This window comes from Asticcacaulis solisilvae (assembly GCF_052327315.1).
Lineage (GTDB): Bacteria > Pseudomonadota > Alphaproteobacteria > Caulobacterales > Caulobacteraceae > Asticcacaulis > Asticcacaulis solisilvae_B.
In genome coordinates this window covers 3608916-3625568 of record NZ_CP166196.1, presented here as the reverse complement: position 1 = coordinate 3625568, position 16653 = coordinate 3608916, and the positions used below count along the sequence as shown (strand labels likewise).

16 protein-coding genes are annotated in these 16653 nt (G+C 64.6%); 9 read left to right on the top strand and 7 right to left on the bottom strand.

Annotation, left to right across the window (positions count from 1 at the left end; translation table 11 throughout):
• The first annotated feature begins 54 nt into the window (after positions 1 to 54).
• Together AB8717_RS17070 and AB8717_RS17065 are read left to right on the top strand one after the other, a co-directional pair.
• Complete coding sequence (locus tag AB8717_RS17070; protein ID WP_443748515.1) at positions 55 to 1584, top strand: tryptophan halogenase family protein; 1530 nt, start codon at positions 55 to 57, stop codon at positions 1582 to 1584.
• 1 nt (position 1585) lies between these two features.
• A complete protein-coding gene (locus AB8717_RS17065) occupies positions 1586 to 3091 on the top strand; it encodes a tryptophan halogenase family protein (protein ID WP_443748514.1) in 1506 nt (501 codons plus the stop codon).
• Here AB8717_RS17065 and AB8717_RS17060 read toward each other — a convergent pair.
• From AB8717_RS17060 to AB8717_RS17035, 6 genes are all read right to left on the bottom strand, one after another.
• Positions 3088 to 3723, bottom strand: coding sequence for a response regulator (locus AB8717_RS17060; protein WP_443748513.1), 636 nt, complete (start codon positions 3721 to 3723; stop codon positions 3088 to 3090). The two genes, AB8717_RS17065 and AB8717_RS17060, sit on opposite strands and share 4 nt — an antisense overlap.
• A 67-nt stretch (positions 3724 to 3790) precedes the next feature.
• On the bottom strand, positions 3791 to 5377 hold the full coding sequence (locus tag AB8717_RS17055) for a hypothetical protein (RefSeq protein ID WP_443748512.1): 1587 nt from the start codon (positions 5375 to 5377) through the stop codon (positions 3791 to 3793).
• A gap of 105 nt (positions 5378 to 5482) precedes the next feature.
• Positions 5483 to 5974 (bottom strand): hypothetical protein, encoded by a 492-nt coding sequence (locus AB8717_RS17050; protein WP_443748511.1) that lies wholly within the window; start codon positions 5972 to 5974, stop codon positions 5483 to 5485.
• Between the two features lie 309 nt (positions 5975 to 6283).
• The gene (locus AB8717_RS17045; RefSeq protein WP_443748510.1) at positions 6284 to 6694 is read right to left on the bottom strand and encodes a SufE family protein; all 411 of its coding nucleotides are present in this window, start codon (positions 6692 to 6694) and stop codon (positions 6284 to 6286) included.
• A 45-nt stretch (positions 6695 to 6739) separates the two neighbouring features.
• Positions 6740 to 7516, bottom strand: a complete 777-nt coding sequence (locus AB8717_RS17040) for a sensor histidine kinase (protein WP_443748509.1) — start codon at positions 7514 to 7516, stop codon at positions 6740 to 6742.
• Between the two features lie 86 nt (positions 7517 to 7602).
• A complete protein-coding gene (locus AB8717_RS17035; RefSeq protein WP_443748508.1) occupies positions 7603 to 9342 on the bottom strand; it encodes a sensor histidine kinase in 1740 nt (579 codons plus the stop codon).
• A gap of 303 nt (positions 9343 to 9645) precedes the next feature.
• Here AB8717_RS17035 and pstS point away from each other — a divergent pair, with 303 nt between their 5' ends.
• The 3 genes from pstS to AB8717_RS17020 all read left to right on the top strand — a co-directional run bounded on the left by pstS (position 9646) and on the right by AB8717_RS17020 (position 11609).
• Positions 9646 to 10704, top strand: coding sequence for a phosphate ABC transporter substrate-binding protein PstS (pstS, locus tag AB8717_RS17030; protein ID WP_443748507.1), 1059 nt, complete (start codon positions 9646 to 9648; stop codon positions 10702 to 10704).
• An 85-nt stretch (positions 10705 to 10789) separates the two neighbouring features.
• A complete protein-coding gene (locus tag AB8717_RS17025; RefSeq protein WP_443748506.1) occupies positions 10790 to 11122 on the top strand; it encodes a DUF1491 family protein in 333 nt (110 codons plus the stop codon).
• 97 nt (positions 11123 to 11219) lie between these two features.
• Positions 11220 to 11609 (top strand): hypothetical protein, encoded by a 390-nt coding sequence (locus AB8717_RS17020; RefSeq protein WP_443748505.1) that lies wholly within the window; start codon positions 11220 to 11222, stop codon positions 11607 to 11609.
• A gap of 201 nt (positions 11610 to 11810) precedes the next feature.
• Here AB8717_RS17020 and AB8717_RS17015 read toward each other — a convergent pair whose 3' ends face one another.
• On the bottom strand, positions 11811 to 12722 hold the full coding sequence (locus tag AB8717_RS17015) for a hypothetical protein (RefSeq protein ID WP_443748504.1): 912 nt from the start codon (positions 12720 to 12722) through the stop codon (positions 11811 to 11813).
• A 302-nt stretch (positions 12723 to 13024) separates the two neighbouring features.
• On the opposite strand from AB8717_RS17015, the gene AB8717_RS17010 reads away from it, so the two are divergent.
• The 4 genes from AB8717_RS17010 (at position 13025) to AB8717_RS16995 (ending at position 16638) form a co-directional block, all read left to right on the top strand.
• The gene (locus tag AB8717_RS17010; protein ID WP_443748503.1) at positions 13025 to 14002 is read left to right on the top strand and encodes a DnaJ C-terminal domain-containing protein; all 978 of its coding nucleotides are present in this window, start codon (positions 13025 to 13027) and stop codon (positions 14000 to 14002) included.
• Between the two features lie 87 nt (positions 14003 to 14089).
• Entirely contained in the window at positions 14090 to 14506 is a 417-nt protein-coding gene (locus AB8717_RS17005) for a hypothetical protein (protein WP_443748502.1), read from the top strand.
• A gap of 33 nt (positions 14507 to 14539) precedes the next feature.
• Positions 14540 to 15220, top strand: coding sequence for a response regulator transcription factor (locus tag AB8717_RS17000; protein WP_443748501.1), 681 nt, complete (start codon positions 14540 to 14542; stop codon positions 15218 to 15220).
• Entirely contained in the window at positions 15217 to 16638 is a 1422-nt protein-coding gene (locus AB8717_RS16995; RefSeq protein ID WP_443748500.1) for an ATP-binding protein, read from the top strand. The genes AB8717_RS17000 and AB8717_RS16995 overlap by 4 nt, the downstream gene beginning before the upstream one ends.
• The last annotated feature ends 15 nt before the right edge of the window (positions 16639 to 16653 follow it).

The following is a 16653-nucleotide window of genomic DNA, read 5'->3' as shown; positions in this document are numbered from 1 at the left end:
ACGGGAGTTTTTTCCTTTCGCAAAAGGGCCAACAGAGCCCGCGGACAAAACATCATGCAAGGCAACAGAAGCCTCAACCATATCGTCATCCTGGGCGGCGGGACCGCCGGCTGGATGACGGCTGCGTCGCTCGGCCACCGCTACCGCCGGTCGGGTATCAAGATCACGGTTATAGAATCGTCGGCCATCGGCACGATCGGTGTCGGCGAAGCGACCATTCCGACCCTGCGCGCCTTCTATCACGGCCTGGGCATGACCGATTACGAGGTCGTCGCCGCCACCAACGCGTCGTGCAAGCTCGGTATCCGCTTCTCGGGCTGGGCAGGCGAGGACAGCCGCTTCATCCACCCGTTCGGCGGCTTCGGCCAGGACCTGGCGGCGACCGAATTCCATCACATCTTCAACGCTGCACGCGGGCGCGCCAACCCGGGACCGCTCGACGACTATGCCCTGGGCGCGGCCCTGGCCAAGGCCGGCAGGTTCGCCCTGCCGTCGCCGTCGCGCGAGACCTGGACGCAGTTCGACTGGGCGCTGCACTTCGATGCCGGGTTGTTCGCCAACCATTTGCGTGATTTTGCGGTGAAGGCCGGCGTACGCCGCATCGACGCCGTCCTGAAGCACGTGCGCCTCGCGCCCGCGACCGGCTTTATCGAAGCTTTGGAACTCGACAGCGGCGAGGTCGTCGAGGGTGACCTGTTCGTCGATTGCTCGGGCTTTCAGGCGCTGCTCATCGGCAAGGCGCTCGGCGTGGGCTACGAGGACTATTGCCGCTGGCTGTTCTGCGACGCCGCGGTGGCACAGCAGAGCGAGCGCGTGGATGCCCCCAACAGCTTTACCGAGGTCATGGCGCGCCCGGCCGGCTGGCAGTGGCACATTCCTTTGCAGCACCGGTCGGGCAACGGTCATGTCTATTCCAGCGCCCATATGTCCGATGACGAAGCGGTGCGGATCCTGGCCGAGACCCTGCCGGGCAAGGCGGTGACTGATCCGCGCATCATTCGCTTTCGTCCCGGCCGGCGCGAGCGCGCCTGGGAAAAGAACTGTGTCGCCATCGGGCTCTCTTCCGGTTTTCTGGAACCGTTGGAATCGACCAGTATCGCCCTGGTCCAGACGGGCATCGAGCGCCTGCACATGCTGCTGCCGGTCGACGGCTACGATCCCGTTGCGATCGATGAACACAATGACATGGCGAAGCGCGAGTTCGAGCGGACGCGCGATTTCATCATCCTGCATTACAAGCTGAACCAGCGCGACGGCGACTTCTGGTGCCAGGCGGCGGACATGGAGGTGCCCGATACGCTGGCGCGAAAGATGGAGCTTTACCGCTCGCGCGGCCACTTCGTGCGTTATCGTTGGGAGATGTTCCATCCGGCGTCGTGGCTGGCCATCTATGCCGGCTTCGACGTCTGGCCCGACAGCGTCGATCCGGCGGCGAGCCAGCTGTCGGACATCGAAGCCGACCTGAACCTGAAGGCGATCCGCGATCGCATCGACGCCGCCGTCCAGGCCGCGCCCATGCACCAGGCCTTCATCGACCATTGTAACCGTCTGGCCCGCAATGCGGCGCCGGCCCGGAGTGCGTGACATGAACACTTCCAATGAAATCCGGAATATCGTCATTGCCGGCGGCGGTACCGCCGGATGGCTGGCGGCGGCCCTGTTTGCCGTCCATATGCCGAACGTACATGTGAGCCTGATCGAGTCCGAGGACATCGGCACGATCGGCGTCGGGGAATCGACCATCCCGCCGTTTCTGGGACTGATCCGCAAGCTTGGCATCAACGAACAGGACTTCATCGCGAAGACTCAGGCCAGCTTCAAACTGGGCATCCAGTTTCCCGACTGGCGTGAAAAAGGCCACGCATATTTCCATCCTTTTGGACAGATTGGCCAACCGATCGACGGGAACGACTTTTATCATTGCTGGCTGAAGGCGAAGATGGCCGGGTATGCCGGTGAGCTCCAGGACTTCGCGCCAGCCTCAGTCATGGCCGGTCAGGGCCGCTTCATGCTGCCGTTCAAGGCCGCGCAGTCGCCGATCGGTACGGCGGCCTATGCCTTGCATGTCGACGCCAGGCTTGTGGCGCAGTATCTGCGCCGTCATGCCGAGGCGCACGGGGCGCAACGGACCGAAGGCATGATTTCCGGCATCGACCTGGACGCCGACGGACAGATCAAGTCGCTGACTCTCAAGTCGGGGGAGGTGATTGCAGGCGATCTTTTCGTCGATTGTACGGGCTTCCGGGCGCTGCTGATCGGCGGCGCCATGGGCATCGGTTACGAAAGCTGGGCCGACCAGTTGCTGTGTAACCGCGCGGTTGTCTGCCAGACCGAAAACGTCGGTCCGCCGCCGCCCTACACCATTTCGCATGCACAAGATTCAGGCTGGCGCTGGCGCATTCCGCTGCAGACGCGCGCGGGCAACGGCTATGTCTTCTGCAGCGACCATATTACGGATGCCGAAGCGACCGAGGCGTTGCTGCGCCAGGTCGAAGGCAAGGTGCTGACTAACCCGATGATCGTGCCGTTTACCACAGGCATCCGTAAAAAAGTGTGGCACGGCAACTGCTTAAGCCTGGGTCTTGCTTCCGGTTTTATTGAACCTTTGGAATCGACAGCGATCCATCTGGTCTATCGTACACTCGATTTCTTCTTCCGCTACTTCCCCGACAAAAGCTTCGATCCGGCGCTTCAGGCCGATTTCAACCGCCGGATCTATGCGGATTACGAAGAGATTAAGGACTTTATCATCCTGCACTATTGCGTCAGCCAGCGCCGCGATACCGAATTCTGGCGCCGGGTTACCAGCCTGCCGGTTCCGGAAAGCCTGAAGGCGCGAATCGATGTCTTCCGGGCTTCAGGCGCCTTGCGCGAAGTCGGGCCCGAGGAGCTGTTCCGCTCGCCGTCCTGGTATTCGGTTTACGAGGGCATGGGGGTCCGGCCGTCGCGCTACAATGCGCTGACCGACCGGCTGGGTACAGACGAGCTGAAGCACTTGCTCGATCAGGTCAAACCGCAGCTGGACGGCTTCGTGAAGACGTTGCCGATGTTGCAGGCGTTTCTGGACAGCTTCTGCCCGGCAGCGGCTTAACGCACCCGGACCGATTTTTCCTGGATATTGGCGCGCAACTTGTCGACCTCGCCGAAGATGCGCGTCCAGGTCCGCACGGCGCTGGTGTCGGCCGAGGCCGCGACCGACTGCATGTCCTCCAGGATGATGCGCATCAGGTCGTCGACGCCTTGCTGGCAGGTGCTGACCACCTCGTCCTGGGCGCGCAGGCGATGGCGCAGCGTCCGGGCATTGGATCGCACGCGTGCCTCCTCGCGGCTGTTCCGCAGCACGTAGGACAGCTGATAGGACACCACACGCCAGTTCAGCGGCTTCAGCGTAAAGGCCGTGGCGCCGACGCTGTAAGCCCGGTCGATGGCCTCCATGTCGTTACGGCTGGTGGCGACGACGACGGGCAGGGGGAAGAGCTTGTCGCTGCCGCGGATCGCCGTGATCAGGCCGAAGCCGTCCATGACCGGCATTTCGAGATCGACCAGGGCGATATCGATGCCGCCCTTCTTCAGGCGCTGCCAGCCAAGTTCGCCGTTTTCGGCGGTCTCGACGGTGACGGTTGAGGTGGTCAGGTTGGCCACGGCGAATTCGCGCAGGATCGGATCGTCGTCTACGACCAGCAGGCGGGCGGGCTCGAACCGCGACATATTCTGCTCAGCCATGCGTTTTGCCTGGACTCTGGAACTGGAAGATTAGCCTAGGTCCCAACCCGTTAAGAACGGCATAATATCAGCAGGCGGGACTCACGCGATAGAGCCGCGCAAAGCCCTGGTCCGTGACCAGGCAGGTGCCCGGCGGCGCGGTGGCTGTGCCGACATCGGCATTGATCATCAGCACATAGTCGAATTCGTTGCGCCAATGGGGCAGGTAGGCAGCGGCATGGCCGTTGTTGCTGGCGACATCGTCCGGGCTGCCGAGGACGCCGCCCGAGGGTTCGTTGTCCTCGTTGAACGGTTCGCGCACGCTGAGCGGCTGCTTGCCGGCCTGGGCGAACAGGGTCGGCACGTAGGCATGGCGGTAGAGCACGGCCAGCGACGGCAGGTGCTCGAAAGCCGGCGTAATGTCACCGAGATAGCGGCCCTGGGGTTCCCTGACATCATCGGCCGGCAGCATCATCGGCATGACCCGCGCGCCGGCGGGGACCGGGGCCAGGGCGTTCTGAACGGACGCGATGTCGGCCTGGCGCGCCTGCCAGATTCCCCCCATCCATAATCCGCGCGCGCCGACGATCGCCACGACCGCCAGCGGCAAGGCCACGGCCAGCCGCCGGTCCTCGATCGTCTCCGGCAGGACCGCCGCACCGAGCACGAACAGGGCCATGGTCAGAAAGCGCAAATCGACCAGGCTGGTCGAACTGATGTCCTGCGGGCCGAACAGGCCCAGAAGGAGGAAACCGGCGCCGGCCAGCAACAGACCCCAGTGAATATCGAGACGGCGGCGGGCGACCGAAGCGGCCACCGGCAGGATCAGCAGGACCAGGAAGACGATATCGAACGGCAGGTTGTACGAGCGCAGCGGCTCGATCAGCATGGCCGCAATATGTGCGGGCGCAAGGCTTTGCCAGAAGCCGTCCTGCCAGATGAATTCCGGAAAACCGGAATCGGGCGCCCCGCCGGCCAGGGCCAGGCGCAGCACGATCAGGATTGCCGCCAGGCCGAACGGCAGGTTCGTCATTACGGCCAGCCGTCCGAGTCCTTGCCATGACGGCTTCTGCCGCAGGGGGCCAAGGTCGCGGCCTGACGCTAGTCCCAATGCCAGGGCCAGATAGAGCAGGGCGCCGAACGGGTGGACCAGGACGACGGCGACGACCTGGGCCGTCCGACGCGCCAGCGATGCCCATGGCGGCTGATCCTTCAGCTTTTCATCGAGGATGGCACAGAACAGCGCGGTTCCGAGCGCCAATTGGAAGCTCATGAAGCCGGTCAGCAGCACCAGCGGCCAGGCCAGCAGGAACAGCATGGGCTGCCACCACGACCAGCGGCCGTGCACCTGACGCGACAGCAGCACCGTACCCGCCGGCGGCAACAGGGCCGACAGGCCGAGGACGATGCGGCCGGTGATCTCGGCCGGAAAGAGATGCCCCAATACCGCCGCCAGGGCGTCCATGCCGATATTGGTGGCGGTCTGGCCCCAGTCGATAGCGAAGAAGCGCGACAGGGGCGCGGTGTCTGCCGCGCCGCTGAGCAGCCAGAATCGAACCATATGGTTCGGGTAGTCGAGCAGGGGCGGCACCGCCACCATCAGCACCGGCAGGACGGCAAGCAAAAGCACCGCCGCCGCGATCAGGCGTCTCGACAGGGCGGGCGAGAGGGACACGGGCAGCTTCTCCGGAAAGCGGCAACCTAGCCGCAGCGCGCAGGTGCGGCAAGCGGTCAGCAGGGTCCATTGAAAAGGGCGCCTGCGCGGCGCCCTTTTTCATATCTACATCTGGTCTGTGGTCTGCGCCGGCTCCGGCGGGGGATCGTCGGCGATGGCGTCGGACGGGCCGGCCGCTGTATCGGCGGGCGCTGCCGCATCGCTGTCGGATTGAGGCGTGTCGTCAGGGCGCGCGTCACGGCTGGCCGGCTCGGCATAGAGGGCGGCCGGGATGTCCGGCGCCGTGACCGTCGCATTGACGTGGACGGGCTGGCTCCGCGCCTGCTGGGCTATGTCGGGCGGCAGGGTTTCCATCGGCGTGCGCGGTTCCGCGTCGCTGATGACGAAGCTCATCGGCGTGATGGCCGGTTTGAACTGTTCGACGGCCGGCAGCCGGCTTACACCATAGGTGATGGCTGCGCCGCCGAATACCAGGGCTGCCGCCGCGGCGATCAGGCTGTCGCGCAAAAGGTGCGACGGCCGCACGACCGGCGTCGTGCCCTGGCCGTAAGGTGTGTAGTAGGCGATGTCTTCGGTGATGGAATAGGTCTGTGCCATGGGGATGTCTTTCATCGGTCTGGAAGCCCGGCGGCGACCACTCCCCTGCGGTCACGGCCGTTCACAACGCCGATGATAATAAGTGAAGACGCATAAGTTTTCGGTCGCGCCGAGGCTCTTAACCATAGGCCCGGGCTTCGGAAGAGGCCCTTACATCATAAGCCTGCGATCAAGGCGTTTTGACCGGTTTTGACTAACGATTTTGACGTTCGGGGCGTTTCGGAACTGAATCCTTATTTCAGGCGCGTAAAGGGTCAGCCCGCGCAGTTCGGGGCGTGTAATTCTTAAAAATTGGAAATAAGCCGCCCGTCAGGCCGTCGCGCGCTTCAGCCGTTCGACCATCGAGATCAGGCCGTTGGTGCGCTGCGACGACAGGGCTTCGTCGAGGCCCAGCCGGTGCAGCGTGTCGCGGATGGAAAAGTCCTGGATGTCGGTATAGGGCAGGCCGTCGAGCAGGCGCTTGAGCACGGCGATCAGGCCCTTGACGATAAAGGCGTCGGATTCTCCGCGGAATTTCAGGACGCCTGCCGGAGCGGGATCGATGACCAGCCAGACCTGCGAGGCGCAGCCCAGGACGCGCGTGACATCGGTCTTTTCGGATGCGTCGAGCGGCGGCATGTCCTTGCCGAGGTCGATGATGTAGCGGTAGCGCTCTTCCCAGTCGTCGAACAGGTCGAACTCTTCGAGCAGGTCGTCAAGGCGGGACTGGAATTCGGACATGGTGACCTTGCGGGAAGCGGGAAACGCGCTTCCCGTACCGTGTCGTCAGCAGGCCTTCAAGCTGAGAATGGCGTTCAGCCATTCATCCTTGCGCGTTTCGACGCGGAAGTGGCCGCCCATGGCTTCGCAGTTGAGCCGCACGATGGCCCAGCCGAGGCCGGCGCCCTGGCGGGGACGGCTGATTTCGGCGTTGCCCTGTTCGAAAGGCAGCATCAGGCGTTCGATTTCGGCGGCGTCGGGCGCGGGGCCACGATTGAAGATCGAGATATCTGTGGTTTCACCAACCGTGACATCGAGTTCGATATCCTCGCCCTCACGCGTGAAGTCGATGGCGTTGTGCAGCAGCTGGTCGAGGCACGAGGCCAGGCCGCGCGGATCGAAGCTGGCTTCAAGGTCTTCGTCGAGCAGGCGGATACGGATCGATACGCCGCGCGCCACGGCGAACGGCCGGACGCGCGAGACCGAGTCTTCCAGCGCGGCCAGGACGGGATTGGGGGCGGGCACGAGGTCGCCGCCCGATTCCAGGCGGACGATCTCGATGAAGTTGTTGAACAGGGCCAGCAGCTTCTTGCCGCTGTCCTGGATGATGCCGGCATATTCGACATAGTTCGGCGAACCCAGCGGCCCGTACAGTTCCTGGCGCAGGATTTCAGCGAAACCGATGATCGAGTTGAGCGGCGTGCGCAGCTCGTGACTGACCATGCGCAGGAAGGTGCGGCGAGCGACGTCGCGATCCGGGCTGTGCAGCGGATTGAGGTTCCAGTTCGGCGCTTCGGCCGACGCGGTCTGGCCGGATTTTCCGGCCTGTTGGGGCAGAGGCATTTGGCTGCCTGACTTTCCTGGGACAGGGCCAATATGCGCCCTTTGCCGGAAAGACTAACAGAGACGTTTTAAACTTGGGTTACCCGCTACGGCCGCGGGCGGATGACGAATTCCCCGAAGCCTTTCAGCGCCTCGGGCGTTTCGTTGTGGTCCTTCAGCGGGTCGATGCTGACGGCCTGCGGCGCGGTGTCGGTGGCCGCCGCGGCGGCGCGGACCGGCAGGCGCACCATGACCTCGGTGCCTTCGCCCAGGGTCGAGCGGAGGGTCATCTGCCCGCCGTGCATATGCGCCATGGCCTTGACGATCGACAGGCCGAGCCCCGTGCCCATGGCCTTCTGTTCCGGTGCGCCCGCCTGTTCGTAGGGTTGGCCGATGCGGTTAAGGTCCTCGGGCGCGATGCCGATGCCGGTGTCGGTGACGGAAATGTCGACGGCGTCGCCGGTCTCGGTCAGGGTCAGACGGATGCTGCCGCCCTGGGGCGTGAACTTGACGGCGTTGGACAGGAGGTTCAGCGCGATTTGCTTGACGGCGCGCTTGTCGGCGCTGACGGTCAGGGCGTGGGCCGGCATGGCCGAATGGATGTCGATGCCCCGGTCGTGGGCCGCCGAGCGCATCAGGCGCAGGGCCTGGGATACGGGCTCGCGGATGTCGAAGCTTTCCAGCGTCAGCTCGTAGCGCTGGGCCTCGATCTTCGACATGTCGAGCACGTCGTTGATCATGTCGAGCACGTGCTGGCCGGATTCCCAGATCAGCTGCGCATAGTCGGCATATTTCGGCGGCAGGTCGCCGAACAGCTTCAGCCGCATGATGTCGGAAAAGCCGATGACCGCATTGAGCGGCGTGCGCAATTCGTGGCTCATGCTGGCCAGGAAGCGCGTCTTGCCCTGGTTCAGCGCCTCGGCGTCGGCGCGGGCGGATTCCAGGGCGGCTTCGCGGGCGTGTTGCAGCGAGCCGTCGCGGATGGCGCCGTAAAGCCGGTCGTCGGATGCCCGGCGCATCGAGAGATAAAGATAATGGTCCATGGCGCCGTGCGGTGCGAAGCCGATCTCGGCACGGCCATGGGCGACGGCGGTCTCGACGGCGGCGGCCACGGCCTGGCGGTCGCCGGGATGGGCGGCGCCGTAAAGGCCGGTCTGCATGAGGATATGCAGATCGAGGCCCGAAGGCGCTTCACCGTAGGCCGACAGCACGCGCCCGCGCTCGTCGAAGGCCAGGATCAGTTGCGGCTGCTCGGTGATGATCTTCATCAGGCGCGCGCGCGCTTCTTCGGCGTCGTCGGCGCGTTCGCTGCGCGAGCGCAGGGCCGGCAGGAGCGCGACGCTGACGCCCAGCACGAAGGTCATGACGGCGATCAGCGACAGCCAGAAGGATTCCTGTTCGTCGGGCATGTGGATGCCGCCGCCGATGCTGATCATGATGGCGATCAGCGCGTTCATCAGCGACAGTGTCGCGCCCAGGGTGATCAGGCGGCGTTGGTTGAGGACGACCGCGGCGCCGAGCGGCATGGCGGCCCAGACCGCCAGAGGACCGGCGATGCCGCCGGTCAGGGTCACGGCGATGCAGGCGAAGGCGGCCCACAGCCAGACCAGGGCCTGGCGCAGGGGCGGCGTGTCGCGGAACATCAGGGTTATGGCCGCAAAACCCGGAATGGCCATGGCCAGCAGGGAAAGCAGCACGAACGGGCCGGCCGGCAGGAAGAGCAGGCCCAGCAGGCCCGCCAGCTGGCAGCCTGCCCAACCCAGGTGCCAGACGATGACGCGCAGCCCCGCGGTCAGCCCCGAAGGGCCGGTATCACCGGAGAAATAGGCTTTTAGCGACGCGCGCACCGTAATCCTTTTGGCCGCGATTTTGCGGCCGATGGATGGAATCCTTTGGATTTTAGCCGGATTTCCGCGCGTGACGAAAGGTCTCGCGCGTAAAGAGAAGATTAACCATAAGGCACACGGTAAATCGGCGGCGACGATCCGAATTGACGGGAAATGACACGGCGACTATGCACGCTTATCGAAATTTTGCACGTCCTTGCCTGATTCCCATGGGCCTGCTTATGGACATGTAATCCGTGCGTCGCAAAGTCCGATGCACTTTTAGCCGTCTTTAAGTCCAACCGTCCCTTACGGAGAAAACCGGTGTTGAAAAAGATCCTCGCCCTGGCGCTGCTGGCTTCGCTTGCCGCGTGCAGCCAGTCCAAAACCGCTTCGGAACCGGCTTCGTCGATTTCCGGCGCCGGCGCGACCTTCCCGGCGCCGCTTTATTCCGCCTGGGCCCAGACCTACAAGACGGACGCCAAGACGACCTTCAATTACCAGGCCATCGGCTCCGGCGGCGGCATCAAGCAGATCGAAGCCGGCACGGTCGATTTTGGCGCCAGCGACAAGCCGCTGAAGCCCGAGGACCTCGATAAGAACGGCCTCTACCAGTTCCCGACGGTCATGGGCGGCATCGTGCCGATGATCAATGTGGCGGGCGTCGAGCCCGGCCAGCTGAAGCTGACGGGGCCGTTGCTGGCGGACATCTTCCTCGGCAAGGTCAAGACCTGGAACGATCCGGCGATCACCGCGCTCAATCCGGGCGTCAAACTGCCGGCCGCGCCGATCACGGTCGTGCACCGTTCGGACGGTTCGGGCACCTCGTTCCTGTTCACCACCTACCTGGCTTCGCAATCGCCGGAATGGTCGTCCAAGGTCGGTGCGTCCGATACGGTCGAATGGCCCGTCGGCCTGGGCGGCAAGGGCAATGACGGCGTCTCGGCCTTCGTCAAGCAGACGGTGGGCTCGATCGGCTACGTCGAATACGCCTATGCCAAGAAAAGCAATGCGCCGTTCGCCCTGGTGAAGAACAAGGCCGGCAACTATCCGGCCCCGAGCGCGGACTCGTTCTCCGCCGCCGCCGCCAGCGCCGACTGGGACAAGGCTGCCGGCAACTACCTGCTGCTGCTCGACCAGCCCGGCAAGGACGCCTGGCCGCTGACCGGCGCGACCTTCATCCTGGTGCACAAGGCGCAGAAGGACGCGTCCAAGGGCGCGGCGGTATTGAAGTTCTTCGACTGGGCCTATCAGAACGGCGACGCCAATGCCGGCACCCTCGACTACGTGCCGATGCCGGCAACCGTAAAGACCATGGTGCGCAAGCAGTGGGCCGGCATCACGGCCAACGGCCAGCCCGTCTATACCTCGCCCAATCCGTAGGGCGCGGGACACCCCGATCGGAGGCGGCGTCATCCGGCGCCGCCTTTTTTATTGACTTGAGCGGCGGGTGAGATCAGTTCGGGGCATGCTTCTGTCCTCCGATATATGGGTCGGCGCCCTGGTCCGCCGCGTCGAACAGGCCGGATCCTTCGCCTTTATCGCGCGCAAGGGCCATCCGCAGTTCGGCGCCGTGCTGGTCAAGGTGCTGAACCTGCGCACGCGCGACGCCTGTGTTCTGCGCGAAGCCCAGACGGGCGAGGATACGGTGTGGATGCGGCCGGTGGAGACGGTGAACGAGCCCGATATCGATGACTGGATCGCGCGCCAGCTGCGTTACGACCCTGATCTGTGGGTGGTCGAGATCGAGGATGCGGAAGGCCGCCACTTTCTGACCGAGCGCGTCGATCCGTCGCTGTAAAGCCGGATTTTTCTTTCATTTACAGGGATTAACTCTGTCTCTCAACAGAACATGAAAGCCTTGCGTGTACAGTGGCCGTCATAGTCCACTCTGTAAGGTGTTGCTTTTGTTTTTTCTGCTGAACGACCTGATCCTCGACATCGATACCGAGCGCATGAGCCATCCGCTCGACGACGAGCGCTTTTCCGCGCTGACGATCGAATATGTCGCCTATCTGGGCCAGGAAATGTTCGCGCAGGATCCGATGGCGCACCGCAGGAATCCCGAGCGCGCCAAGCGCCTGGCTTACCTGATCACGCTCAAGCGCCCGCGCGTCAACGCGGCGCAGTTCTTCGCGACGGCCACCGGCGGTCCACCGGAAACCGTGGAAACCGACTTCAAGTCGATCAATGAAATCGTGCTGGGCGCCATGTACCAGCAACAGATGATGGGCATGCTGAATGCCTCCAAGGTCGATCAGGAAGTCTGGCACCGCATGGCGGCTTGATGCCTGGCGCGGCAAAGCCGCGCGGGTACGCCGCACGAGCGGGGGCGCCCAAAGACCGTAAGGACTGGCGCGCTTGCCGGTTCGCAGGGATTGCGAACCGGAGGTTCTTTTAGGGGCCTGGCAGGCCGCGCTGTTACCTCGCAAATTCAAAAAGCCGCCGGCAGACGCTGCCGGCGGCTTTTTTATTAAAAAAACAACGAATTAAAGCCTCTGGCCGTAAGGGCTGGGCAGGCGGACGAAGGTCAGGCCGGTCAGGAAGTCGCCGACGGTGAAGCGCATGTAGCGCGGTCCGTCGTCGCAGTCGAAGGCGACGACCACGTCCTCGCGCGGGTCGAGCGGCGCCATGGCCCGCCAGGCGGCGGTCGGCAGATCGAAGCGCACGGCGTCGTCGGCCTCGGCCTTGCCGACGAAACCGCCGGTCAGTGAGAAGCCGGCTTCGTTGCTGCGGACTTCGGGCTTGAGCGCGATCCGGACATCGGCGCTGTCGCGCGCGGTGAAGCTGAGCGTGGTGGCGGACGTGAAGCCGAGCGGCGCGGCCGGGCTCAGCTCGCGTGGCGCGCGGTTGATCAGGCCGGCGCTGACGACGTCGGCGTTGCGCACCAGGAGGCGCGCGGAATAGGGGCGGGCGCCGTCGGCGAAGTGCGCCATGACGACGAAGCGGGCGTCGCTGAGCGTGCCATAGAGGCCGAGCACGGCATCGGCGCCGCTGGTCGACTGATACTGCGCCAGGCGCCAGGCGGACGTGTCGGGATAGCTGCGATCGCCGGTCCAGTCGCCGAGGTCGAGGCGGGGCTGGGCGACGAAGCCGCGATAGGCGTCCTGGGCCTGGGTCGCGGCGGCACGGAGTTGCGGCGCGTCGCACGGCGCATTGGCGGCGGCGGCGCGGGCCTGTTCGAGCCAGGGCGTCAGCGCGCCCATGGTGCCGCTTGCGCGGATCGAGGCGTTGCGCGCCTGCAGGTAGCCGGCCGTGACCGCCATCGACGCGGCGGGGGTCAGCAGGTGGCAGCGCACATCGGCCTGGGCCAGGAAATAGCGTTTGACGGCGGTCTCGGTCAGGCTGTCGGGGCTGGCGGACACGCAGACGGGCGCAAACGCAGCCACGGTCATGGCCATCAGCCATGCCTTTTTCTTTCCCCAGCCTGTCGCAATACCAGCCATTGCCGGAAACTATAAGCAAACAGGCTTTAAACGCCGTTTCCGGAAACGGTTAATAGCGGTTAGCGTTCTTAAGTTACCTGCACGGATTTCGGCAAGCGCGCCAGTCCTTACGGTCTTTGGGCGCGGGCGCTCGTGCGCCATGCCGGCGCGGCCCCGCCGCGCCAAGCAAGACTCAAGTCGCCGGCACGCTTCGCGTGCTTGCTACTTGAAAACTTTCCCGATAGGACAACATTCCTGCCCAGGAGGACTATTTTTACGTGGCTACCGACCCTTACAGCGAACTGGGCGTCAAGCGTGATTCCAGCGACGCCGATATCCAGAAGGCGTTCCGCAAGCTGGCCAAGGAACTGCATCCCGACCAGAACAAGGGGAACAAGGCCAGCGAGGAGCGCTTCAAACGCGTCACGGCGGCCTATGACTTCCTGAAGGACGCCGACAAACGCAGGCGCTTCGACCGTGGCGAGATCGATGCCGACGGCCGCGAAATCTATCGCGGCTTCGGTGGCGGCGCCGGGGCTGGCGGCGGTTCTGGTGGCGCCGGCGGAAACGGCCGTTTCGAAGGCATGGACTTCGAGGACATCTTCGACATGTTCGGCGGCGGCGGACGCCGTCCGGGCGCCGGCGGTTTCGGGGGTGGTTTCGGCGGCGGCGGCTTTGGCCAGGGCGCCCCGCAAAAGGGTTCCGACGTAAAGATCAGGCTGGAGATCGATCTCCTCGACACCATTGTCGGCAATACGCGCCGCGTGCTGCTGTCGGACGGGCGTACGGTCGACGTCGCCATTCCCAAGGGCAGCCGCGACGGCCAGACCCTGCGCCTCAAGGGCCAGGGCTCGCCGGCGCCGGGTGGCCGCGGCACGCCGGGCGATGTGCTGGCCGAGTTGTCGGTCCGGCCGCACCCGGTCTTCCGCGCCGAAGGCAACGACCTGCACATGGACCTGTTCGTGTCGCTGCCGGATGCGCTGCTGGGCGGCAAGATCCAGGCGCCGACGCCGGACGGGCCGGTCAGCGTCACCATCGCCGCCGGCACCAATTCCGGCGGTGTCCTGCGCCTGAAGGGCCGGGGCGGTTTCGTCAAGGACGGCGCCAAGGATGCGCGGGGCGACCTATTCGCCCACATCGCCATCGCCTTGCCGGACAACAAACCGGAGCCTTTCTACACCGAGTTGACCGAACTGGCGAAGCGCTGGCGCGAGCAGGCGCCGTACACGCCCAGCGTCACCTCACGAAAGAAGTGACGGGCGTTTGCCGCGATGCGGGAATTGTGTCCGTTTTGATATTTCCGTTCAGCTAATATTCAGGTGGAGACCTCTAAAGTCGTCGGCATGAAACGGATTTGCACCCTTCTGGCCCTGGCATTGATCCTTGCCGCGCCTGCCTCCCAGGCAGCGGCCAGGCCGGTTGCGGCCGAAGCCGTGATGGGCGTCAAGCTGGGCGCCATCATCAATGCCGCGCTCGATGCCGACCAGGATCACTGGCGCCGCCGCGACGGCGACGACCGCAAGGACAATCGCGACGATCGCGATGACGGCCGCTGGAACAATGGCGGCCGCGACCGTGGCGGCGAAGACCGCCGCGACAACCGTATCAACCGCGCCATTGCGATTGCGTCGAGCCGTGGCCACGTGCTTGACGCCGGTCAGCAAAGCGGCTCAATCTTCTGGGTACGCGTCGCCACCGAGCGGGGCCGCGTCGACCTGCTGGTCGATACCGACTCGGGCCGCATCGTCGGCGAGCGCTAAGCGGCACACGCCCTTTTCAGAGAGACCAAAGCCTTGCGCATCCTCCTTGCCGAAGACGATCCCGACCTGTCGCGCCAGCTGAAGGCATCCCTGTCCGACGCCGGCTATGTCGTCGACCACGCGCCTGACGGCGAGGAGGCGCATTTCCTGGGTGACACCGAGCCCTATGACTGCATCATCCTCGACCTTGGCCTGCCCAAGATCGACGGCGTGTCGGTGCTGGAACGGTGGCGGCGGGAAAACAAGACGACGCCTGTGCTGATCCTGACGGCGCGCGGGGCGTGGAGCGACAAGGTGGCGGGCTTCGACGCCGGCGCCGACGACTACCTGACCAAGCCTTTCCATACCGAGGAATTGCTTGCACGGCTGCGCGCGCTTGTCCGGCGCGCCGCCGGCCACGCCCAGCCGCTGCTGGTTTGCGGGGGGCTGCGGCTCGATCCGCGCGCCGCGCGCGCCTCGGTCAATGGCGAACCCCTGCGCCTGACGTCGCTGGAATATCGCCTTCTGCACTACCTGATGCTGCACCAGAACCGCGTGATTTCGCGCACCGAGCTGGTCGAGCATCTTTACGACCAGGATTTCGACCGCGATTCCAACACGATCGAAGTTTTCATGGGCCGCCTGCGCAAGAAGATCGGCAATGACCGCATCGAAACCGTGCGCGGCCTGGGCTATCGTTTGAAACCGCTGCACGACGAAGTCGGTAACCTGTGACGCCGCTGCAGTGGATCGGCAGGGTTGTTTCCCGGCTGACCCATAGCCGCAACTCGCTGGTCGGGCGCCTGATCCGCCTGGCCTCGGCCTGGTTCATCTTCTCACTGGTCATTACCGGCATCGCGCTGACCATGTACTTCCATGAGGCGGCGCTGCAGCGGTTCCAGCTCAATGTCGGGCAGATCGCCAACAACCTCTACGCCGGCACCAATATCGAGTCCGACGGCAGCGTCAGCACGCCGATATCCGACGCCCGTTCGACGCTTCTCTATTCCGGGCTGTACTGGCAGGTGACGGAAGTCGTCAACGGTCAGCCCGTCGTAAAGGACAGCTCGCGCTCGCTGTGGCACGTCACGATGACCATTCCCCCGGACGCGCTGGCCGAGGCACGGCATAAGCCTGGCGAGCCGGTCTATTACAACGAAGTCGGTCCGCAAAATCAGCAGCTGCGTGTGGCGGCGATCTTCTCGGTCATCCAGCAGCGCAACTTCGTCTTCATGGCCGGCGAGGACCGCAACCCGATGGACAAGGACGTCCGCACCTTCGGCCTGGTGACGGCCCTGGCGCTGCTGATCCTGGCGATCGGCTCGCTGCTGTCGATCTTCTTTCAGGTGCGCATCGGCCTGCGGCCTCTCTTCGACCTGACGGGGGAAATCGCCGGCATCCAGCGCGGTGAACAGCAACGGGTCGTCAAGACCTATCCCGCCGAGATCACGCCGGTCGCCGGGCAGATCAACGCCTTTCTCGATGACGCCCAGGAGATGATGGAACGCCAGCGCATGCACGTCGGCAATCTGGCGCATGCCTTGAAGACGCCCTTGTCGGTGCTGCTGACGGCGGCGGGCGACGCCGATGGTGCCCTGCCCGAAACGGTCCGCAAGCAGACCGAGACCATGCGCGGCCAGGTCGACCACCATCTCAGGCGGGCCCGCGCGGCGGCGCGCGCCCAGACCCTGGGCGAGCGGACGCCCGTCGAGCCGGTGCTCGACGAGCTTGCGGTGATGCTGGAACAGGTCTTCCAGGACAAGGGTGTCATCATCGACTGGCGCGCGCCCGACGGCCTGGCTTTCCGGGGTGAGCGTCAGGACTTCCAGGAAATCGCCGGCAACCTGCTGGAAAACGCCTGCATATGGTGCAAGCGCCGTATTCGTATCACCGCCGAATTCATCGAAGACGAGCAGGTGCTTAACCTGGCGATCGAGGACGACGGGCCGGGGCTCGACGAATCCCGCTTCGAAGACGTGCTGAAACGCGGCGCGCGCCTCGATGAAAGCGTGCCAGGTACGGGCCTAGGCCTGTCGATCGTCGACGAGCTGGTGCGCGCCTATGGCGGCCAGCTCAAGTTCGAGCGCGCGGCGCTGGGCGGCCTCAAGGTAAAAATCCGCCTGCCGGGCATGATGGAGATGGACGGCAGATAAGTTGTTTTTCCCTAT